The organism is Bacillus cereus group sp. MS39 (assembly GCF_040448665.1).
Classification (GTDB): domain Bacteria; phylum Bacillota; class Bacilli; order Bacillales; family Bacillaceae_G; genus Bacillus_A; species Bacillus_A wiedmannii.
On record NZ_CP123058.1, the window covers coordinates 4,177,402 to 4,198,078 of the forward strand.

Below are 20,677 nucleotides of genomic sequence, written 5' to 3' on the forward strand. Positions count from 1 at the left end.
TTTTTACACCTCTTCCATATAACGTTTTATACTCTCTACATCTTTATCCCCGCGGCCAGATAAACAAATGACAAGTCCTTCGTCTTTATTCATTTGCGGCGCTAATTTTAATGCGTATGCGACAGCATGTGAGCTTTCTAACGCCGGAATAATCCCTTCTTTTTTCGTTAATAATTGAAATGCTTCTAACGCTTCTGCGTCTGTTATCGAATGATAAGAAACGCGGCCAATATCTTTTAGCAAGCTATGTTCTGGCCCAACACCTGGATAATCGAGTCCCGCTGAAATAGAATGCGCTTCTTGAATTTGTCCTTCTTCATTTTGCAGAAGGTACATCATCGATCCGTGTAAAACACCAACGCCTCCTTTCGTTAAAGTCGCTGCGTGCTTTTCTGTGTGAACACCTTTTCCAGCTGCTTCTACGCCGTAAAGAGCGACTTCTTCATCGTGTACGAACGGATAAAACATGCCCATCGCATTACTACCACCACCAATACATGCAACGACTGCCTCTGGTAATTTCCCTTCTAACGCTTCATATTGTTTTTTCGTTTCTTTCCCAATTACACTTTGGAAATCACGAACAATTTTCGGGAATGGATGTGGTCCAAGAACGGATCCCATAATGTAGTGTGTATCGTGTACATGTGAAACCCAGTAGCGAAGCGCCTCGTTTACCGCATCTTTTAATGTACCGCTACCTGCCGCTACGCTTTCTACTTTAGCTCCGAGTAATTCCATTCGGAACACATTTAATTTTTGACGTCTCACATCTTCTTCTCCCATAAAGATGACGCATTCTAATCCGAGTAGGGCACATACAGTAGCGGTTGCCACTCCGTGTTGTCCTGCCCCTGTTTCAGCGACAACTTTTTTCTTGCCCATTCGTACTGCAAGTAGTGCCTGACCGATTGTATTGTTAATTTTATGAGCTCCTGTATGGTTCAAATCTTCACGTTTTAAATAAATCTTTGCACCGCCGCAATACTTCGTCATATTTTCAGCGAAATAAAGCGGTGTTTCTCTTCCGACGTACGTTTTTAAATAATGATTTAATTCCTTTTGAAACGCTTCATCTTGTATCGCTTCTTTATATGCTTCTTCTAGCTCTAATACAGATTGCATTAACGTTTCTGGAACGTATCGTCCTCCGTATATACCGTAGTGACCTTTTTCATCTGGATATGCGTAGTTCATTTGGAACACTCCTTCGCTTTTATAATAAATTGTTTTATTTTCTTTAGATCTTTCTTTCCTTCTGTCTCCACTCCGCTACTTACATCGACCATGTATGGCTGAATCGTTCGAATCGCTTCTTCTATATTAAAAGCGTTTAATCCACCAGCTAATATCGTTTTCTCTCGCAATTTTTTTGACATATGTGCGAGTAACTCCCATGAAAATTGCTTTCCATTTCCTCCGTGAAACTTTTCTTTCGGGCTATCAAACAATATATAATCCGTTTCATATGTCTGAGCATTTTTCATATCACTCTCTGAAGTTACCCCAAGTGATTTTATAGACGGAATATTCAATCTTCTGATTTGATGATTGTCTTCATCCCCATGTAGTTGCACATGCGTTAACCCACATTCATCTGCAATTTTCTCGATCACTTCTACTGATTCATTTACGAAAACACCAACCTTTAACACGTTTGTTGGAAGCTCCTGAATGATTTCTTTCGCTAGCACTGGAGTGATTTTTCGCTTACTTTCTGCAAAAACAAATCCGAGTGCATCAGCTCCGTATTCGCAAGCACGTTTTGCCGTTTCAACATCAGTGATGCCGCAAATTTTCACTTTCATATGTTCACCTTACAGTCTTCAAAAAAGGTATAAATAGAAGATGATGTCATAAGTGCCTCTCCAACTAACACACCTTTTGCTCCAGCTTTTTTAACACGGATAATATCTTCCTTCGAATGAATCCCACTTTCACTAATCCAAAGTAATCTCTCCTCGTTTAATCGTTTTCCAAGCTTTTCTGTTTGGCTTAAATCGACTTCGAATGTTTTTAAATTACGGTTGTTAATGCCGATAACGTGCGGATTTAATTGGATTGCAATTTCTAATTCCTGCTCATCATGAACTTCAACAATTGCTTCTAATCCTTTTTCTAGTACGTAGCTGTACAGCTCTTTTAATTTTTCTTTCGTTAACGCCGCTACAATTAATAAAATAATATCTGCTCCAGCTTCATACGCCCTATCAATTTGAATCTTATCAATTATGAAATCTTTACATAAAAGCGGAATGTTACTTTCTGCTCTTGCCGTTTGTAAATCGTGAAACGACCCTTTAAAAAATTGACCGTCTGTTAAAACAGATACTGCTCCTGCGCCGCATTCTTCATATATTTTCACTTGTTTTTGTACATCAACGTGTAAATTAATATCTCCTTTTGATGGTGATGCTCGCTTTACTTCTGCAATGACAGTAAACTGCTGTAATGCTTCTACAAGTGAATATGTCTTTCTACTTTCTTTTAATGGTGTATACGTTTCATATAATGCCGCAACTTCCTTTTTCTTTTGGTCTACAATTTTATCTAAAATCGTCCCCACGTTAATTCACCCTTTCTAATTTTTCATTACTTGCTGCAATTAATAAGTTTAGTTTGGCTAATGCTTTTCCAGAGTCAATGCTATATGCCGCTAGTGTAATTCCTTCTTCAATCGTTTCTGCTTTTCCATTTGCAAAAAGGGCTAGACCTGCATTTAATAAAACTGTATCGCGGTAAACATTCTTTTCTCCGCTTAATACTCCGAGCGTAATCTTTGCATTTTCTTTCGAATCCCCGCCTCTAATCTCTTCGTTTTTCACTATTGAGAAACCATATTTCTTAGGTTCAATACTCGTTTCTACTATTTCATTATCTTTCAAAATGACAACATAATTCTCTCCTTGTAATGATGCTTCATCTAAAAACCCACTTCCGTTTACGACAAGCGCTTGTTTTCTGCCTAGTTTCTGTAATACTTGCGCAACTGGTAGTAACATATCTCGTTTATAAATGCCGACAAATTGTGTTTCTAAATTTACCGGATTTGTTAAAGGACCAATTAAGTTAAAAATCGTCGGCACATTCAATTCTTTTCTTATTTTCATAATGCGTCTTAATGCTGGATGCATCGCTGGTGCGAATAAAAATGCGATGCCGACATGCTCTAATAAATAATCAATTTCGTTTGGCGTACTGCTAATATTTACACCGAGTTCTTCTAATAAATCTGCACTTCCTGTTTTACTAGAAACAGCTCGATTACCATGTTTTGCAACCTTTACGCCAGCTCCTGCCAGTACAAATGCCGATGTTGTACTAATATTAAACGTTTGGGCACCGTCACCACCTGTCCCGCAATTGTCCATTGCTCCTTGTATATGGTTCGAAAACGGTAATGCCTTTTCACGAAGAGCTCGAACAAGGCCGTATATTTCTTCTGCCGTTTCACCTTTCGCTTTCAGTAATACTAAGAAAGCTGCAATTTCACTCTCCAATATGTTTTCATTTAATAAAAGAAGCCCTGCTCTATACATCTCCTCTTCTGTTAAATGTTGTCCCTCCACTAATTTACGAAGATAGTTATTCATACTCTTTCCTCCTCCTTCACTTCTGTTAAAAAGGCACGTATTAACTTTCCACCTTCTTCTGTCGCGATTGATTCCGGGTGAAACTGTAATCCGAATAGCGGATAATAATTGTGACGAACTGCCATAATTTCTCCATCGTCCATCGCTGTCGCTAGTATGTCAAAACACTCTGGCAAGCTCGTTTGCGCTGCAACAAGGGAATGGTAGCGCATCGCCGTTAATGGCTGTGTTACATATGAAAAGATTGAAGTTCCATTATGTTTTACACGTGATGTTTTACCGTGTTTAATGCGTTCTGCTCTTACAATGTCTCCTCCAAATGCTGATATAATTGCTTGATGACCAAGGCAAATCCCTAATATGGGAACGTTCTTATAAAAATGACGAATCACTTCGATACAAATGCCAGCATCCTCTGGTTTTCCTGGTCCTGGTGAAAGCACAATTCCTGTTGGATTCATCCCCTCTAACTGTTCTATCGTTATTTGATCATTTCTTACGACTACAATATCTTCTTCGTATTCACCTAACAGTTGATACAAGTTATATGTGAATGAATCATAATTATCAATTAGTACAATCATTTCATTACCTCCAATAGCGCTCTCGCTTTATTTAACGTTTCTTCATATTCAGCTACTGGGTCTGAATCATAAACAATTCCCGCTCCTGCCTGAACATATGCTTTTTCATCCTTTACGACCATCGTTCGAATGGCGAGCGCCATATCAAGATTCCCTGAAAAACTAACGTATCCAACTGCACCTGCGTATACATTTCTTTTTTCATTCTCTAGCTCATTTATAATTTCCATCGCTCTAATTTTCGGAGCGCCTGACACTGTTCCTGCTGGTAGACAATACGCTAATGCATCAAATCCGCTCATCTGTTTTCGCAATGTTCCGTAAACTTCAGATACAATGTGCATAACGTGAGAATATTTTTCTACTTTCATATATTTATCTATCGTCACAGATCCAATTTCACTTACTCTGCCAATATCATTCCGCCCAAGATCCACAAGCATCATGTGCTCCGCTCGTTCTTTCTCATTTTCTAACAGTTCTTTCTCAATTTCCGCATCTTCCTGCTTCGTTTTCCCTCTCGGCCTCGTACCGGCAATTGGGTTCGTCATCACTTTATCGTCTCTTACTGATAACAAACTTTCTGGCGAGGAACCGAGTACAACATAGTCTTGAAAATCGATATAGAACATATATGGTGATGGATTGGCGATCCGAAGTTTTCGGTATAACGCGAATGGATCACCGATACATTCACTTTGCAAACGCTGTGACAGTACGACTTGGAATATGTCCCCGGCTCTTATATGTTCTTTCGCCGTTTCTACCATCACGCGAAATTCTTTTTCAGTTATTGAAGAAGTAAATGATAATGTTGATCTTATTTCAGTTACTTCAGATTCTTCTCCCTGTAATACTTCCTCTTTGTATACTTGCAATCTTTCATATACTTCTTCATAAGAAGCTGAATCGTCTTCCCTGCATACATATACAAATGATAATTTTTGGCGTAAGTGGTCATACACGATAAACTCACGGTACAGTAAAAGGTGTACTTCCGGAATATTCAATGGATCGTGTAAATCTGCTCCAATGTTTTCATATTGCCGAATGACGTCATAACCAATATAACCAACTGCTCCTCCGCAAAACGGGAATGGACTGTCTACTTGAGCTGACGCGATTTCTTCTTCTAACACTTGTAGTACGTTACTTTGCAGCTTTTCTGTTTGGCCGTAAATCGTTCGTTCTACTTCCGTACCAACACTTTTCACTTCACCATATGGATTACATCCTAAGTAAGAATAGCGTCCTTTATCTTGATGAAGCTGCGAACTTTCTAATAAAAACTTTTTCTTTCCTTTCATACGTCTATATAAAGAAATTGGCGTAATGCTATCTCCTTCTTCTTCAGCGATTACTAAAAATGCTCTTCCCTGTTCTTTTTGCTTCATAAATTCCTCTTTTGTCATCATGCCTTTCACCTCAATCTGAAAAATAAAAAAGTCCCCTACATATCGAAAATATGTAGAGGACGATAATTTTACCGTGGTACCACCTCATGTTGGACGCAAAAGCATCCCGCTTTGTTCAGGTACAAAATATATACCTTATCCTTGTAACGGCGGAACCCGGGTTGCCTACTGAAAATAATTGTTCAGCATACCTCTCGTAAGCCCATTCCGTATATGGCACCGCACCGGGCTCCCACCTATCCCCGGCTCTCTGTAACGTCTCCAATATACGTACTCTTCTTACTTAAACGATTTCATTTATTTAATTTTTTGTACACAAAAAGGGAGTACTCATCCTATAGAAAGGACGGGTACTCCCGTGGTGCCACCTTAATTCGTTACAAATGTAACGCACTTTACCGTATCAAAAACAATACGTGTCTCTTGTATCGATGAGATCATGTCGCCAAAGCCTACTTCTTTCGTTTCGGTTTGGAAGCTCCGAAGTCCATTCCACATCAATCCCATACTGATTCGCACCAACCATCAGCTCTCTGACATGTTCATCATGTGTACTCTTCTTCATCAACGCTTGCATTTTTTTAAGTTGCACTCATTATAGACCTAACTTTTTTCATAAGTCAATACTTTTAAAAGAATTTTATTTTTCTCTCCTTTCAATATTATATTGACAAAACAACCTCTTTTTATGTAAATATAATAAATACTCTATTAAAAATAAGGTTTTTTGCATGAATATTATATATTAAAAAAGTAAAACAATGTCAAAAAACGCTTACATTTCTGAAAATTCGTATTTCTGTATGGATTTTTCAGAATAATCATGATAGATTATAAATATGCATAACGCATCAAAAGACATGACAAAAGGAAGGGGAACTACATGAGTACGCAGATGTTAACTTTAACTTCTATCTCTATTTACATGCTCGGGATGTTAGTAATTGGCTATTTCGCCTATAAACGAACGTCCAACTTAACAGATTATATGCTTGGCGGGCGTACATTAGGCCCCGCAGTAACAGCATTAAGCGCTGGAGCATCCGATATGAGTGGTTGGCTTTTAATGGGCTTACCCGGTGCAATGTTTAGCGTTGGATTAAGTAGTAGTTGGATTGCGATCGGCCTGACACTAGGCGCATACGCAAACTGGCTATATGTCGCTCCTCGCTTACGTACCTACTCTGAAATTGCAAATAACTCTATTACTATCCCAGAATTTTTGGAACACCGTTTCCACGACAAATCTCACATGCTACGTTTAGTATCCGGACTTGTTATTATGATTTTCTTTACTTTCTATGTAGCTTCAGGATTAGTTTCAGGCGCTGTATTATTTGAAAATTCATTTGGCATGAACTATCATGTTGGATTATTCATTGTTGCAGGCGTTGTTGTCGCTTACACATTATTTGGTGGTTTCTTAGCAGTAAGTTGGACAGACTTCGTGCAAGGAATCATTATGGTAGTCGCTCTTATTCTTGTTCCTATCGTAACAATTATGAATTCGAACGGACTTGGACCTGCATTTGATACAATTCAATCTGTAGATCCAACACGTTTAGATATTTTTAAAGGTGCCTCTACTTTAGGAATGATTTCTTTATTCGCATGGGGCCTTGGTTATGTTGGACAACCTCATATTATCGTACGCTTTATGGCAATTTCCTCTGTAAAAGAAATTAAAAGCGCACGAAGAATTGGTATGAGCTGGATGATTTTCTCTGTTGTCGGAGCTATGTTTACTGGTCTTATCGGTATTGCTTACTATTCACAACAAGGGTTGACATTATCTAACCCAGAAACAATTTTCCTTGAACTAGGAAAAATTTTATTCCATCCACTTATTACTGGATTTTTATTAGCCGCTATTTTAGCAGCTATTATGAGTACAATTTCATCTCAGTTACTCGTTACTTCTAGTGCTATAACAGAAGATTTATATCGTACATTCTTTAAACGTTCTGCTTCTGATAAAGAACTTGTATTTGTCGGTCGTATGGCTGTACTTGTTATCGCATTAGTCGGATGCGCTTTAGCGTTTAAACAAAATGATACGATTTTAGCTCTTGTTGGATACGCTTGGGCTGGATTTGGTTCTTCATTCGGACCTGCTATTTTATTAAGCTTATATTGGAAACGTATGACGAAGTGGGGCGCACTTGCTGGTATGATTTCTGGTGCGGCTACAGTAATTATTTGGACCCAATTCAAATTCTTAAAAGAATTCTTATATGAAATGATTCCTGGTTTCACTATTAGTTTACTAGTAATCGTTATTGTTAGTTTACTAACGCAACCTTCAAAAGAAGTTGAAGAGCAATTTGAGAATTTCGAAAAACAACATAGTCATAATCTATAAGGGAAAAGCTCTGCTGTTATCGTATCAGCAGAGCTTTCTTTTTATGAAAGTTCGACAATCTTCTACTCGAATTTAACAATTTCTTTATGTTTCGTTAAATTAAACATAACACTACTCCTTTATAGTATTACTATCAGCACTTATACAGAAAGGGGACTCCAACATGTTAGCAGCTTTCCAGCAACAACAAACACGAAAATTTTCACCTATTACAAATACTTCTGCGTCTTGTTTGAACATACAACCTAACCCACCTAAAATTTCAATCGCTCCTTCTGTTATTTCAGTCATTGGTGTTCATATGGAAAAAAATAAGTTGAAAGTAAGAACTGGACAAAGCACTGAGTTATCAGCTTCCGTTTTGCCAGTGCAAGCAACGAATAAAGAACTTATTTGGACAAATATGAATGCTGATGTTGTCACAATGTATCCAAAAGGTAATACGGTAACGATTACTGGAAAAAGTGCCGGAAGAGCAGTCGTAATTGTCACAACTACTGAAGGAAAGTTCCGTGACCTATGTATTATTCATGTACAACCTTATATGACAAATCCAAAGTAAAAGAGTGGCTTCCTAGCCACTCTTTTACTTGATTTCAATGTGTGAATTTTTACTTGTAACAAGATTGATGAATTGGTCTTTATCTTTAGGAGAAATAACTTCTGTTTTATGTGCGCCATAAACAATTTCAAGTCGATCCAATGACAATGCATGAGCAGCTATTGGATTTTTCGTATTTGAAATTTGTTTTATATCTCGTATAAATATGCTTTTTTTAACGAGACCTGATCTAATTGTAATTGTTTCTTCTCCGACGATGTATTTTGTCGAAAACCAACTCCACATAAATAATATTGCTAACGGAAGTGTAAAAAATAAAAGAAAATACTCTTTTCCTGCAAATAGAGGAGCAACACACGCTCCAATGACAACGAAAAAAATCGGATATAACCATATATCTTTTTTTGATGGAAATTCCATTAAACTTCCCTTCCTCCCCTATATTTCTGTAAAACAAAAAGAGAAGTATCACAACTTCTCTTTTCTCCTCTAACATTATAATTCCTGTGTATACGCAGGCTCATTTACTACATTTTTTGCTGTTCGTTTTTGTTGCTGTAGTAAGAAAACAGATACACCAAACAATACGAGCATGCTACCGATAATTTGCATGGCATTTAGTCTTTCACCGAGTAAGAAGAACGCTAATATAGATGCTCCAACTGGTTCACCTAAAATACTCATCGAAATTGTTGTTGCATTTACGTAGTTTAATAACCAATTATTAATGACGTGTGACACTGTCGGCACAACCGCAAGTAAAAGAAAAACGGTCCAATCCCACTTCGTATAACCTGTAAAAGGTACTTGCAATACTATATTATAAATCCCCATAAAAATACCGGCGAATGCAAAAACTGTAAAGCTATAAATCCAGTGTGATACTTTCTTTACTGTTGTTTGCCCGATAAATAAATAACCGACAACCGCTATGACACTTAAAAAGGATAATATATCTCCATAAATCGCTTGTTCACTTAGCCCTAAATCTCCCCACCCAATACACATTACGCCTAGTATCGCTATTCCCATTGTCGCAATGGCTGAGTATGTTGTTCTTTCTTTAAATAAGAAAAAACCTCCAACTAAAGATACGATTGGTTGAAGCGCTAAAATAATCGTCGAACTAGCAACTGTCGTATGCTTTAAAGATTCAAACCACAAAAGAAAATGAAGCGCTAAAAAGAAACCAGATCCAATTAAAAATCCCCAATCTTTTATTTGAATCTTACTAAACTCTTCACGTTTTTTCCAAACGATAGGCAGCATAATAAGTACGATAATCCATAATCGATACATACTTAATATTGAAGATGGTGCTGAGGACATCTTTACAAAAACTGCTGCGAATGAAATGGCTATAATGGAAATTGCTAATGGTAGTGCGATTGATCTTTCCTGTTTCAAATTCCGTCTCCCCTCTCACCTGTCAAAAATCCCACTTCATTATATCCGTTTTCTTTCATAACTTAAATACTAATTTTTTAGATTCTTCGTACCATTATGGTAAAATAGAAACGAAAGCACCTATTAGTGAATATTTCTTTCTTTTTCACTACAAGCGTCGCTCTTACAATCATTACAGTAAATTTTTATTTAGGGGGATCTACATGAATCAAACAATAGGGAGAATTGAAGAAATTTCATTTTATAGCGCATCACTTCAAGAAGATGTTACACTTCTCGTTTACTTACCAGTAAATTACACACCACTGCACAAACATACAGTTGTAATTGCACAAGATGGTAGAGATTATTTTCAGCTTGGTAAAGCGCACCGTGTAATTGAGCGCCTTCGTGAAACTGAAGAAATTGACCGTACAATTATTGTCGGTATTCCATATAAAAATGTACACGATCGTAAAGAAAAATATTTCCCAAATGAAGTGAAAAACGCTGCGTATATTCGTTTCCTTGCTCATGAACTTGCACCATATATCGATGAAAATTATCCAACGTACCAAATGGGAAAAGGTCGTGTGTTAATTGGTGATTCTCTTGGCGGGACAGTTTCCTTCATGACTGCACTTATGTATCCGCATACATTCGGTAAAGTCGTTATGCAATCACCATTTGTGGATGAAACAGTGATGAGCTTAGCAAAAGACTTTAAAAATCCGGAGGCGCTAGACCTTTATCACGTCATTGGGACAGAAGAAACAGCTGTAAAACGCACTGATGGACAAGTATCCGATTTCGTACAACCGAACCGTGAGCTCAATACGCTTCTGACAGATAGAAATTTCATCACACATTACGAAGAATTCGAAGGTAACCACACGTGGAAATATTGGCAAACTGATTTACCGAAAGCTTTCTCTCATATTCTATCAATGAAATAATAGAGAGCAGTATTCAGAATAATTTGATATAATAGATTAAGAGAGTTATTTTCTCAAAATCTAACTAGACTTACAAAGGGAGGAATTGGAACATGAAATTAGGCATTGTAATTTTTCCATCTAAAATGATTCAAGATAAAGCGAACGGATTGCGTAAACGTTATGATCCGCACTACGCATTAGTTCCGCCACATATTACATTGAAAACACCCTTTGAGACGCAAGATGAACAATTAGAATCGATTGTAAAAGAGTTACATACAATCGCAAGTAAAACGAACCCTTTCACCCTTCATGTCGGAAAAGTTGGTTCATTCGCACCTGTTAATAATGTTCTTTATTTTAAAGTAGAAAAAACACCTGAACTTACTTTCTTAAATGAGGAGATGCATAGCGAATTCTTTATACAAGAACGCGAGTACGCTTTCGTACCTCATTTAACAATCGGACAAGGCTTATCCGATGCAGAGCATGCTGATGTATTAGGTCGATTACGTATGAAAGATTTCTATTATGAACAACCAATTGATCGCTTCCATCTTCTATATCAATTAGAAAACGGAACGTGGACTGTATACGAAACATTCCACCTTGGAAAGGGGAACAACTAATTTGCACGCACAGATCGTACAAACGGACGAACAACTAAGAGATGCATTCTCTGTACGTAAGCAAGTATTTGTGAATGAGCAACAAGTTTCTGCTGACGAAGAGTATGATGAGTTTGAAGAAACTTCAACACACGTTGTTATATATGATAATGATGTTCCAGTTGGTGCTGGTCGTTTTCGCATACTGGATGGAATAGGAAAAATGGAACGCATTTGCGTACTAGCTTCCCATCGTAAAAAAGGCATTGGAAAAATTGTTATGGATGCACTTGAAGCGTATGCGAATGAAAACTCGCTACCAAAATTAAAGCTGCATGCCCAAACACATGCTGAAGATTTCTATAAGAAACTTGGATATGTAACGCATTCTGATGTATTCATGGAAGCAAATATTCCTCACATCGTTATGATAAAAGAATTGTAATTTGAAAACAGGAGGTATCCCCTCCTGTTTTTTACATTGCTATTTTCTTTTTCTTCCGCTAAAGTTAAATGTTGATGCTATAGTTTTGAAGGTGAATATATGACACAAGAAAAATTTTCACAAAAATCATTAACGCACGCTGACATTCCGCGTGCAACATATCATATTCCGAAAACATCTACCCATTTAATTATGGAAGAAGATGCAGATGCGGCGTATTTTCGCGCTCTCGAACAACAAAATGTTTTTTTAAATGAAAAACAATTAGAGGCTGTGCGAACGACAGAAGGCCCTGTCCTTACATTGGCTGGTGCCGGAAGCGGGAAAACATCTGTTTTAACAACCCGCGTAGGTTATTTAGTAAATGTAAAACAAGTTCATCCACGAAATATTTTATTGCTTACATTTACACAAAAAGCAGCTGAAGAAATCCGAAACCGTGTAGCAAATTTACCAGGTATGAATCGTGCTGCAAGTAGCTACGTTGTTGCTGGTACATTCCACTCTGTCTTTTTAAAATTGCTTCGTAGTCAAGGATATAATCAGCAAATTTTAGCAAACGAAAAACATAAACAAATTATGATAAAGAAAATCTTGAAAGAATTGCGTCTAAAAGACGATTATGATGCTGAAACAATGCTCGCCATGATTTCACTTGAGAAAAACAAATTGAATCGTCCGAAAGATGTAAAAGCAAAAACACCCGTTGAACAAGAATTTAAAGAAGTATACGAGCGTTTTGAAGAAGTAAAACAACGATATAATTATATTGATTTCGATGACATCTTATTAGAAACATATTATATGTTAGAAAATAACGTTCCTTTGCTTACCCAATTACAACAACGTTTCCACTATATTGAAGTAGATGAGTTCCAAGATACATCGTATGCACAATATGAAATTGTAAAATTGTTAGCCACGCCAAGAAATAATTTATTTATCGCAGGTGATGACGATCAGGCGATATATGGCTGGCGAGGAGCAAGTCACCAAATTATTTTATCTTTTCCAAAAGAATTTGATAACACTACGATTATCGCACTTAATACGAATTATCGATCCAATCCTTTTATCGTCGGGCTTGGAAATGAAGTTATCAAACTAAACCAGGAGCGTTTTGATAAAGAGCTCTATTCTGTGCGTGAAGAAGGTGTACAACCTTTTTACGCAAGACCTGCTACGACTCTTGATGAAGCAAATCAAATTTTGCAGCTCATTCAAGAAAAAGTAGATAGCGGCGAACGCAACTTTAAAGATTTTTGTTTACTGTATCGCACACATTCTGTAAGCCGTTCGTTACTTGATCAGCTTACAATTCACAAAATCCCGTTTATTAAGCACGGGGCGAGTCAATCATTTTATGAACATTCTTTAATTAAGCCTGTATTAGATCATTTAAGACTGGTGATTGAACCGTTTCGACTAGAATCACTTTCAAATATATTGCCAACGATGTATATCGGGCGTGATGATTGTATTTCATTTATTGAACGTGAACAATGGAAATATGGCGAGGGGCGGTTCCCTTCTCTTCTTCATTTCTTATTATTAAATCCGAGCTTGAAACCTTTTCAAGTAAAAAAGGTAAATGAGCGTATCGATTTTATTAAATTTATAAAAGAATTAGAACCGAAAAAAGCATTAAAAGAAATTATTCATGGTAAAGGAAAGTATTTAGAGTACTTACAAAGTAACGATCGTTCTTCCTTTACGATGCATAAAGATATACAAGAAGAAATGTTAGAAGAATTAATGGAGTCAGCAACTCGTTTCACCGATATTCCAGCATACTTACAATTTATTGATGAAGCAATTCAAGGTCAAAAAGAAATGGAAGCATTAAAAACAATGCCGGAAAAAAATGCTGTTTCGCTTATGTCTATTCATAACGCAAAAGGCCTTGAATTTCCATGCGTCTTTTTACTTGGAGCGAGCGATGGTATTCTTCCCCATACTTCTTCTTTAAAAGATGCAAATGATCGTGTTACAGAGACTTCTGAAGCTTTAGAAGAAGAACGTCGACTACTTTATGTCGCAATTACACGTGCGAAAGAAGAACTTTACATTTCCTCTCCGCAATTTTTTAGAGGAAAAAAATTAGATATATCTCGTTTTTTATATACTGCGCGAAAAGATTTACCTGAAAAGACATCCACTAAATAAGGATGTCTTTTTTTATATTGCATTATGTACATCCCTACTATATAAATTCCCTGCTTTTATCGTAAGAATTAACGTAATATCAACCATATCTCATTCATATTGTAATAGTGTATGTCAGAACTCACGATAAGGAGTGAACATAATGAGCTGCAATTGTAACGAAGACCATCATCACCATGATTGTGATTTCAACTGTGTATCGAATGTCGTTCGTTTTATACATGAATTACAAGAATGCGCAACTACAACATGTGGATCCGGTTGCGAAGTTCCATTTTTAGGTGCACATAACAATGCATCAGTAGCGAATACACGTCCTTTTATTTTATACACAAAGACTGGAGAACCTTTTGAAGCATTTGCACCATCTTCAAGCCTTACTAGTTGCCGATCTCCCATTTTCCGCGTAGAAAGTATAGATGATGATGACTGTGCTGTACTCCGTGTATTGACTGTAGTTTTAGGTGATGGTACCTCTGTACCACCTGGTGACGACCCAATCTGTACGTTTTTAGCTGTACCAAATGCAAGGCTAGTGTCGACATCTACTTGTATTACTGTTGATTTAAGTTGTTTCTGCGCTATTCAATGCTTACGTGATGTTTCTATATAAAACTAAATATTAATTTAAGCATGGATTGGGTGGCAGAGTTTTCTGCCACCCAATCCATGCTTAAAAGCTATTATTATGTATTTTTCATAAAATTGGGAACTTGTCTAGAACATAGAACCTGTCCTTTTCATTAACTGAAAGTAGAAACAGATAAAGGAGTGAAAAACATGTTCTCTTCTGATTGCGAATTTACTAAAATCGATTGCGAGGCGAAACCAGCTAGTACACTACCTGCCTTCGGTTTTGCTTTCAACGCGTCTGCACCTCAGTTCGCTTCACTATTCACACCATTACTATTACCTAGCGTAAGTCCAAACCCAAATATTACTGTTCCTGTAATAAATGATACAGTAAGTGTTGGAGATGGCATTCGAATTCTACGAGCTGGTATTTATCAAATCAGTTATACATTAACAATTAGTCTTGATAACTCACCTGTTGCACCAGAAGCTGGTCGTTTCTTCTTATCATTGGGTACGCCAGCTAACATTATTCCTGGATCAGGTACAGCAGTTCGTTCTAACGTTATTGGTACTGGTGAAGTAGACGTATCCAGTGGTGTTATTCTTATTAACTTAAATCCTGGTGATTTAATTCAAATTGTACCAGTTGAGTTAATTGGAACTGTAGATATTCGTGCTGCAGCATTAACAGTTGCACAAATTAGCTAGTAAAAAGCGGTATTTCTTCATTAGAAATACCGCTTTTTATATTTATAATAAAAAACACTCACAGTAATATGAGTGTTTCATTCTTCATAATGTTTTATTGTGTTCTTCTTTTTCCCGCAATTACATCCCTTTTTCTTCACAAACCCTTGTTGTTGTAATTGTTCTTGGTATGCCTGTTGTTGTGCTTGGTGTTGTTGCTGTATATGATACCATTGCTGCAGGTCATATGAATTTTGCCTTGGACTATTACTCACAGCAAACATCTCCTCTACTGTCAATTCTGTCTATTCACTATATGAACAACTCTTTATTTCCGTTCCCTCATTCTTTTAAACTCCGCTTTTTCTCGTATTATGAAAATATATTATTCTCCCATAAAATATCCTGTAATCGTTTCAATGATTGCTGCTGCTCCTGCAATAGCTAATAATGCAAGTAACGGCTCTGCAACGATAGGGATCCAATTATATAAAACTAATAAAAAAGCACTAACCCATACACCTGTACACCAATAGCAGCTTAATAATTCGCCAATCCACTTTCTTAATCCTTTACCTTTTACTTTTGTAAAAGTTGATACACTTCCATCCGGCTCTGTAATCTCTACTTCGTCAATAAACGGTCTTCGCAAAAAAGCTGTAATTTTATCATAAACAATTAAACGGGTTAGCCTAAAGGCAGCTAACGCAAAAATAAAAAATAAAAGCCAGCTTGTAAACAGCATGATTCCACCTTCCCTTATCTTCTTTCGCCTATTTAAAAAAAAAGCTCTTGAGATTGTGACCAAATCTCCTCGACTCCAATATCTTATTAATGTAAATACAAACAAGAAGATAAGGAGTGACATTAATGAGTTGTAACGAAAATAAACACCATAGCTCTTCTCATTGTGTAGTTGACGTTGTAAAATTCATCAATGAATTACAAGATTGTTCTACAACAACGTGTGGATCTGGTTGTGAAATTCCATTTTTAGGTGCACACAACACTGCATCGGTAGCAAATACACGCCCTTTTATTTTATACACAAAAGCTGGAGCACCATTTGAAGCATTTGCACCATCTGCAAGCCTTACTAGCTGCCGATCTCCAATTTTCCGTGTGGAAAGCGTAGATGACGATAGCTGTGCTGTACTACGTGTGTTAACTGTAGTATTAGGTGATACTTCCCCTGTACCACCTAATGATGACCCAATTTGTACGTTTTTAGCTGTACCAAATGCAAGACTAGTATCGACATCTACTTGCATTACTGTAGATTTAAGCTGTTTCTGTGCGATTCAGTGCTTACGCGACGTTTCTATCTAATAAATGAAGTAAACTAAAAAACTATTGGGGTGGTAGAAGCTTTCTACCACCTTTACATATTTAAAAACCTGCCATACTAATCGATTGGATATCATCTATAGACAACTTAATATCTCGCATACTATTTGGCGGCATAATAGCTACAATTCCATTACGATACGATATAATTGATCCAACATATGAGACTGTAGCTGTTTTTATTCTGCACCTTATTTTCGGAATATAATGAGGGCGGTTTAATAAAAAATGAATCTTCTCTTCATTATTCATATCCTTAAATGATTTATTATACGGGACAGTTTTCACTGGCTCATGCTGTTCTTTCTGTTCTTGCTGCTCTTGTACTTGTTCCTCTTCTTCTATTTTTTCTTCTACTTGTTGCTCTTCTTGTTGCTCTATTACCTCTTCCACAGCACTACTTACAATATTTTCGTTTCTATTACTTTCCTCTTTTCGATCTTCATTTTCAAAGTTTGTTAAGATAATTCTTTTTATTTTCGGTGCAGCAAGTTCCAAATTTACTTGCGCAATATATAACAACGGTTTTCCAACTGTTGAACTTTTATTTTTATTCTTCACACTCGTCCCTCCCACTTCCATACGTAGCTGAATAAATTGTGTACTATTATAGTTATATTCATAACGTGGTAAGAACTTTCGTTAAAAATTGTTCTTTCTAAGAACAAATAAAAAGGACAATCTCAACATTTAGAGATTGTCCTTTAAAAATTAATATTATATTTATCCTAGGATATGATACCCTGAATCAACGTGAATGTTTTCTCCTGTTACGCCTCGTGCTAAATCACTGAATAAGAATACTGCCGTATCCCCAACTTCTTCTGGAGTTGTTGTACGACGAAGTGGTGCGCGCTCCTCAATTTCTCTTAAAATTGAGTTAAAGTCGCCTACGCCTTTTGCAGATAACGTACGAATTGGTCCTGCAGAAATAGCGTTAACGCGAATGCCGTGTTGGCCTAAATCGTTAGCTAAATATTTTACGCTCGCTTCTAATGAAGCTTTCGCAACACCCATAACGTTATAGTTTTTCACAACGCGCTCGCCGCCAAGGTATGTTAACGTTAAAATATTTCCGCCTTCTGTCATTACTTTCTTCGCTTCTCTTGCTACAGCTGTTAAAGAGAATGCACTAATATTTTGTGCAAGTAAAAATCCATCGCGAGAAGTATCTACAAATTCACCTTTTAAATCATCACGATTTGCAAAAGCAATACAGTGTGCAACACCGTGAATTGTACCAACCTCTTGCTTGATTGTTTCAAAGCAAGCTGTAAGTTCTTCATCATTTGTTACATCACAAGGTAATACAAGTGATTCTTGCCCTTCTAATGTTTCCGCTAATTCACGAACGTTTCTTTCTAAACGTTCTCCTGCATATGTGAATATTAATTTTGCACCTGCATTATGCAAAGAGCGAGCAATTCCCCACGCAATACTTCTTTGGTTCGCAACGCCCATAACAACAAATGTTTTCCCTTGTAATAGTTCCATGATATATCCTCCCAGAATTGCTTATACTTGTTATTAGTACCTGATACTATAATTATAGTACCATAAAACCTCTTAAAGGCAAACAAAAAAGTCATTAACTTAAATTTTGTTAATGACTTTTTGTTTCTATAAAAAACCGCTCTAATCCTTCTTCCCAAGAAGGCATTTGTGAAAAACCATTTAATCGTAGCATGTTATGTTGGAAAACAGAATATTTCGGTCTCGCTGCCGCCGATCCAAATTCTTCGGTTGAAACAGGTAATACATTCACTTTCATATTTGCATCCGAGAATATTTTTTTTGCAAATTCAAACCAAGAACATGAACCTCTATTTGATACATGATACGTACCGTATAAAGAAGTGTGAATGAGCTTATTAATCATCACATTTAAATCCGCCACATAAGTAGGAGAACCAATTTGATCCGCTACAACAGATAATTCTGCTCTTTCTTTTCCTAACCGCATCATCGTTTTCACAAAATTGTTTCCATACTTACCATATAACCACGATGTTCGAACGATAAAATATTTATTATGTAACTCTTTGACAAACTGCTCTCCCGCATACTTAGAAGCCCCGTATACATTTATCGGTGATGGATTATGAAACTCATGATAGCCATCTGGTCTGTCACCTTGAAATACATAATCGGTACTAATATAAACTAATTTCGCCCCTACTAATTGTGAAGCAACCGCTACATTTCGAGCCCCTATTGCATTTATTACATAAGCAAGATCTTGTTCTTTCTCGGCATGATCAACCTTCGTATACGCTGCACAATGAATAATTATGTGTGGCCTTATTTCTTGTACCACTTGCTGCATTCGGGATATATTTGTTATATCTAGTAACTTTTTATCAAATGGATATATGTCATATTCTTCAGGATTTAACTCTTCTTGTAGTTGCTTTCCCAATTGACCATTTGCTCCCGTTATGATAATCCGTTCTTTCATTTATATGCCCCTTATTTTTCTTTTAATGGTTTCCACCATTCTATATGATGTTCATACCATTCCACCGTTTCTTTTAGCCCCTGTTCAAACGTATACTGCGGTTCCCACCCGAGCTCATTCTTCATCTTTTGTGCATCAATCGCATAACGACGATCATGCCCTAAACGGTCTGTAACATACGCAATATCTTCTTTCGTTTTTCCTAAGAGAGAAATAATTTGTTCCACAACATCTACATTGGTTTTTTCATTATTTCCACCTATATTATATACTTCTCCTATACGTCCCTTATGCAGAACAACATCAATCGCACTACAATGATCCGTTACATGTAACCAATCTCTTACATTTAATCCATCGCCATATAACGGTAATTTTTTCCCTTCCAGCGCATTCGTAACCATTAATGGAATTAGTTTTTCAGGATATTGATACGGCCCATAGTTATTGGAGCAACGCGTTACTAAAACTGGTAATTGATATGTTTTATAATAAGATAAAGCTATCATGTCGGCGCTCGCTTTACTTGAAGAATATGGACTATTTGGAGCTAATGGAGTTTCCTCGGTAAATCGACCTGTTTTCCCTAAAGAGCCGTACACCTCATCTGTTGATATTTGCACGAGTTTAATATGTGGATATTTTTTTACTAATTCTAATAATGTGACTGTCCCAATTACATTTGTATCATAAAAAGGAATCGGATTTTCAATACTACGGTCCACATGTGATTCAGCTGCGAAATTTACAATCACATGGACGTCTCGCTCTTTTATGACATGCTCTAGCAGCTCTCCATTTTGAATTTCCCCTTTTACAAAAGAGTAATTCGGATGATCTTGAAGAGACTGTACATTATTTAAGTTTCCACTATATGTTAATGCATCGTAATTAATAATTTTATATGTTTCATAGCTTTGTAACATGTAATGAACAAAGTTACTTCCAATAAATCCAGCCCCACCTGTTACTAATATATTCATAAACAACTCTCCTACTCAAAAGCTATCTTCACATTCCTGAAGCAACGGTAATATTCGATCTTTGTCAGACAAAATAGGACTTGTTACCGGCCATGGAATTGCTAAATCTTTATCTTCCCAAAGTACCCCTGAGTCATGATCGGCACTATAATACTCATCTACTTTATACATAACAATAGTATGCGGCACAAGTGTACAAAAACCATGTGCAAATCCTTTCGGCACTAACAATTGCCGATGATTATCCGCGCTTAAAATATATCCTCTCCACTGTTTAAACGTTGGTGAATCTTTTCGCAAATCAACGATAACGTCATAGATTGCTCCTTGCATAGCTTGAATAAGTTTCGTTTGTGCTTTTGGATTTTTTTGAAAGTGTAGTCCCCGAATCGTTCCCGCTTCTGCTGAATAAGAAACATTATCCTGCACAAACGAATACGTAACCCCTAATGCTTCTAGCACCTTCTTATTATAACTTTCAGTAAAAAAGCCACGCTCATCTCCAAATAACCTCGGTTCTAACAATTTTGCGTCGGTAAAGTTTGTTTCTACAACTTTCATATTCTC

Annotated in this window: 24 protein-coding genes and 2 other annotated features; of the genes, 9 read left to right on the plus strand and 15 right to left on the minus strand. The window is 36.8% G+C overall.

All coding sequences use genetic code 11. The annotated features are described in order from the left end of the window. Window positions 1-3: 3 nt before the first annotated feature. From trpB to trpE, 6 genes are read right to left on the minus strand one after another with little or no spacing between them, the layout of a single operon-like run. On the minus strand, window positions 4-1,197 hold the full coding sequence (gene trpB, locus QEP67_RS21655; RefSeq protein ID WP_001104997.1) for a tryptophan synthase subunit beta: 1,194 nt from the start codon (window positions 1,195-1,197) through the stop codon (window positions 4-6). Then, window positions 1,194-1,808 (minus strand): phosphoribosylanthranilate isomerase, encoded by a 615-nt coding sequence (locus tag QEP67_RS21660; RefSeq protein ID WP_000865138.1) that lies wholly within the window; start codon window positions 1,806-1,808, stop codon window positions 1,194-1,196. The genes trpB and QEP67_RS21660 overlap by 4 nt, the downstream gene beginning before the upstream one ends. Then, window positions 1,805-2,566, minus strand: a complete 762-nt coding sequence (gene trpC, locus QEP67_RS21665) for an indole-3-glycerol phosphate synthase TrpC (RefSeq protein ID WP_048567036.1) — start codon at window positions 2,564-2,566, stop codon at window positions 1,805-1,807. Before trpC ends, QEP67_RS21660 begins: the two co-directional genes overlap by 4 nt. Window position 2,567: 1 nt before the next feature. Then, a complete protein-coding gene (gene trpD / locus QEP67_RS21670; RefSeq protein ID WP_046957046.1) occupies window positions 2,568-3,593 on the minus strand; it encodes an anthranilate phosphoribosyltransferase in 1,026 nt (341 codons plus the stop codon). Next, a complete protein-coding gene (locus QEP67_RS21675) occupies window positions 3,590-4,177 on the minus strand; it encodes an aminodeoxychorismate/anthranilate synthase component II (protein WP_000636339.1) in 588 nt (195 codons plus the stop codon). The genes trpD and QEP67_RS21675 overlap by 4 nt, the downstream gene beginning before the upstream one ends. Beyond that, entirely contained in the window at window positions 4,174-5,592 is a 1,419-nt protein-coding gene (gene trpE / locus QEP67_RS21680; RefSeq protein ID WP_064448929.1) for an anthranilate synthase component I, read from the minus strand. The genes QEP67_RS21675 and trpE overlap by 4 nt, the downstream gene beginning before the upstream one ends. Before the next feature lie 52 nt (window positions 5,593-5,644). Then, window positions 5,645-5,889: a binding site (T-box leader), on the minus strand. Between the two features lie 42 nt (window positions 5,890-5,931). Then, window positions 5,932-6,169 (minus strand) — a binding site (T-box leader). A 306-nt stretch (window positions 6,170-6,475) separates the two neighbouring features. Between trpE and putP the strand changes: the two genes are divergently transcribed. Then, on the plus strand, window positions 6,476-7,954 hold the full coding sequence (gene putP / locus QEP67_RS21685; RefSeq protein WP_000107204.1) for a sodium/proline symporter PutP: 1,479 nt from the start codon (window positions 6,476-6,478) through the stop codon (window positions 7,952-7,954). A gap of 163 nt (window positions 7,955-8,117) precedes the next feature. Continuing rightward, a complete protein-coding gene (locus QEP67_RS21690; protein ID WP_000878724.1) occupies window positions 8,118-8,516 on the plus strand; it encodes an Ig-like domain-containing protein in 399 nt (132 codons plus the stop codon). Window positions 8,517-8,540: 24 nt separating this feature from the next. On the opposite strand, the gene QEP67_RS21695 is transcribed toward QEP67_RS21690, so the two are convergent. Then, a complete protein-coding gene (locus QEP67_RS21695; RefSeq protein WP_000395645.1) occupies window positions 8,541-8,936 on the minus strand; it encodes a PH domain-containing protein in 396 nt (131 codons plus the stop codon). Between the two features lie 75 nt (window positions 8,937-9,011). Then, complete coding sequence (locus tag QEP67_RS21700) at window positions 9,012-9,923, minus strand: DMT family transporter (protein ID WP_000808244.1); 912 nt, start codon at window positions 9,921-9,923, stop codon at window positions 9,012-9,014. A gap of 203 nt (window positions 9,924-10,126) precedes the next feature. On the opposite strand from QEP67_RS21700, the gene QEP67_RS21705 reads away from it, so the two are divergent. The 6 genes from QEP67_RS21705 (at window position 10,127) to exsF (ending at window position 15,343) form a co-directional block, all read left to right on the plus strand. Further along, on the plus strand, window positions 10,127-10,858 hold the full coding sequence (locus tag QEP67_RS21705; protein WP_001076851.1) for an alpha/beta hydrolase-fold protein: 732 nt from the start codon (window positions 10,127-10,129) through the stop codon (window positions 10,856-10,858). Between the two features lie 92 nt (window positions 10,859-10,950). Beyond that, window positions 10,951-11,469, plus strand: a complete 519-nt coding sequence (locus tag QEP67_RS21710; protein ID WP_000765870.1) for a YjcG family protein — start codon at window positions 10,951-10,953, stop codon at window positions 11,467-11,469. 1 nt (window position 11,470) lies between these two features. Further along, window positions 11,471-11,893, plus strand: coding sequence for a GNAT family N-acetyltransferase (locus QEP67_RS21715; RefSeq protein ID WP_046957039.1), 423 nt, complete (start codon window positions 11,471-11,473; stop codon window positions 11,891-11,893). 99 nt (window positions 11,894-11,992) lie between these two features. Beyond that, window positions 11,993-14,059: an ATP-dependent helicase gene (locus QEP67_RS21720; protein ID WP_000191181.1), complete on the plus strand. Its 2,067-nt coding sequence runs from the start codon at window positions 11,993-11,995 to the stop codon at window positions 14,057-14,059. 142 nt (window positions 14,060-14,201) lie between these two features. Then, entirely contained in the window at window positions 14,202-14,672 is a 471-nt protein-coding gene (gene cotY / locus QEP67_RS21725) for a spore coat protein CotY (protein ID WP_001277699.1), read from the plus strand. A gap of 167 nt (window positions 14,673-14,839) precedes the next feature. After that, window positions 14,840-15,343, plus strand: coding sequence for an exosporium protein ExsF (gene exsF, locus QEP67_RS21730; protein WP_000492937.1), 504 nt, complete (start codon window positions 14,840-14,842; stop codon window positions 15,341-15,343). A gap of 77 nt (window positions 15,344-15,420) precedes the next feature. Here exsF and QEP67_RS21735 read toward each other — a convergent pair whose 3' ends face one another. Both QEP67_RS21735 and QEP67_RS21740 read right to left on the minus strand, forming a co-directional pair. After that, window positions 15,421-15,606 carry a hypothetical protein gene (locus tag QEP67_RS21735; RefSeq protein WP_033657682.1) on the minus strand — a complete coding sequence of 62 codons (186 nt, stop codon included), beginning with the start codon at window positions 15,604-15,606 and terminating at the stop codon, window positions 15,421-15,423. A gap of 101 nt (window positions 15,607-15,707) precedes the next feature. Then, a complete protein-coding gene (locus tag QEP67_RS21740; RefSeq protein ID WP_000899666.1) occupies window positions 15,708-16,067 on the minus strand; it encodes a DUF1360 domain-containing protein in 360 nt (119 codons plus the stop codon). Between the two features lie 125 nt (window positions 16,068-16,192). On the opposite strand from QEP67_RS21740, the gene exsY reads away from it, so the two are divergent. Further along, complete coding sequence (gene exsY, locus QEP67_RS21745) at window positions 16,193-16,651, plus strand: exosporium assembly protein ExsY (protein ID WP_001277746.1); 459 nt, start codon at window positions 16,193-16,195, stop codon at window positions 16,649-16,651. Between the two features lie 60 nt (window positions 16,652-16,711). On the opposite strand, the gene QEP67_RS21750 is transcribed toward exsY, so the two are convergent. From QEP67_RS21750 to rfbC, 5 genes are all read right to left on the minus strand, one after another. Further along, a complete protein-coding gene (locus QEP67_RS21750; RefSeq protein ID WP_081252619.1) occupies window positions 16,712-17,251 on the minus strand; it encodes a spore coat CotO family protein in 540 nt (179 codons plus the stop codon). Window positions 17,252-17,392: 141 nt separating this feature from the next. Next, complete coding sequence (gene fabI / locus QEP67_RS21755) at window positions 17,393-18,163, minus strand: enoyl-ACP reductase FabI (protein ID WP_000421887.1); 771 nt, start codon at window positions 18,161-18,163, stop codon at window positions 17,393-17,395. Between the two features lie 109 nt (window positions 18,164-18,272). After that, window positions 18,273-19,127: a dTDP-4-dehydrorhamnose reductase gene (gene rfbD, locus QEP67_RS21760; RefSeq protein ID WP_000664403.1), complete on the minus strand. Its 855-nt coding sequence runs from the start codon at window positions 19,125-19,127 to the stop codon at window positions 18,273-18,275. An 11-nt stretch (window positions 19,128-19,138) separates the two neighbouring features. Beyond that, a complete protein-coding gene (rfbB, locus tag QEP67_RS21765) occupies window positions 19,139-20,110 on the minus strand; it encodes a dTDP-glucose 4,6-dehydratase (protein WP_064471072.1) in 972 nt (323 codons plus the stop codon). A 15-nt stretch (window positions 20,111-20,125) separates the two neighbouring features. After that, complete coding sequence (gene rfbC / locus QEP67_RS21770; protein WP_000869422.1) at window positions 20,126-20,671, minus strand: dTDP-4-dehydrorhamnose 3,5-epimerase; 546 nt, start codon at window positions 20,669-20,671, stop codon at window positions 20,126-20,128. Window positions 20,672-20,677: the final 6 nt, after the last annotated feature.

Coding starts and splice junctions, on each gene's coding strand:
- trpE (WP_064448929.1), bottom strand. CDS start 5,592: ATGATGACAAAAGAGGAATTTATGAAGCAAAAAGAACAGGGAAGAGCA.
- exsF (WP_000492937.1), top strand. CDS start 14,840: ATGTTCTCTTCTGATTGCGAATTTACTAAAATCGATTGCGAGGCGAAA.
- rfbB (WP_064471072.1), bottom strand. CDS start 20,110: ATGAATATATTAGTAACAGGTGGGGCTGGATTTATTGGAAGTAACTTT.
- QEP67_RS21660 (WP_000865138.1), bottom strand. CDS start 1,808: ATGAAAGTGAAAATTTGCGGCATCACTGATGTTGAAACGGCAAAACGT.
- QEP67_RS21720 (WP_000191181.1), top strand. CDS start 11,993: ATGACACAAGAAAAATTTTCACAAAAATCATTAACGCACGCTGACATT.
- QEP67_RS21710 (WP_000765870.1), top strand. CDS start 10,951: ATGAAATTAGGCATTGTAATTTTTCCATCTAAAATGATTCAAGATAAA.
- cotY (WP_001277699.1), top strand. CDS start 14,202: ATGAGCTGCAATTGTAACGAAGACCATCATCACCATGATTGTGATTTC.
- rfbD (WP_000664403.1), bottom strand. CDS start 19,127: ATGAAAGAACGGATTATCATAACGGGAGCAAATGGTCAATTGGGAAAG.
- putP (WP_000107204.1), top strand. CDS start 6,476: ATGAGTACGCAGATGTTAACTTTAACTTCTATCTCTATTTACATGCTC.
- exsY (WP_001277746.1), top strand. CDS start 16,193: ATGAGTTGTAACGAAAATAAACACCATAGCTCTTCTCATTGTGTAGTT.
- trpD (WP_046957046.1), bottom strand. CDS start 3,593: ATGAATAACTATCTTCGTAAATTAGTGGAGGGACAACATTTAACAGAA.
- trpB (WP_001104997.1), bottom strand. CDS start 1,197: ATGAACTACGCATATCCAGATGAAAAAGGTCACTACGGTATATACGGA.
- QEP67_RS21750 (WP_081252619.1), bottom strand. CDS start 17,251: ATGGAAGTGGGAGGGACGAGTGTGAAGAATAAAAATAAAAGTTCAACA.
- QEP67_RS21695 (WP_000395645.1), bottom strand. CDS start 8,936: ATGGAATTTCCATCAAAAAAAGATATATGGTTATATCCGATTTTTTTC.
- QEP67_RS21690 (WP_000878724.1), top strand. CDS start 8,118: ATGTTAGCAGCTTTCCAGCAACAACAAACACGAAAATTTTCACCTATT.
- QEP67_RS21675 (WP_000636339.1), bottom strand. CDS start 4,177: ATGATTGTACTAATTGATAATTATGATTCATTCACATATAACTTGTAT.
- rfbC (WP_000869422.1), bottom strand. CDS start 20,671: ATGAAAGTTGTAGAAACAAACTTTACCGACGCAAAATTGTTAGAACCG.
- QEP67_RS21705 (WP_001076851.1), top strand. CDS start 10,127: ATGAATCAAACAATAGGGAGAATTGAAGAAATTTCATTTTATAGCGCA.
- QEP67_RS21735 (WP_033657682.1), bottom strand. CDS start 15,606: ATGTTTGCTGTGAGTAATAGTCCAAGGCAAAATTCATATGACCTGCAG.
- QEP67_RS21740 (WP_000899666.1), bottom strand. CDS start 16,067: ATGCTGTTTACAAGCTGGCTTTTATTTTTTATTTTTGCGTTAGCTGCC.
- fabI (WP_000421887.1), bottom strand. CDS start 18,163: ATGGAACTATTACAAGGGAAAACATTTGTTGTTATGGGCGTTGCGAAC.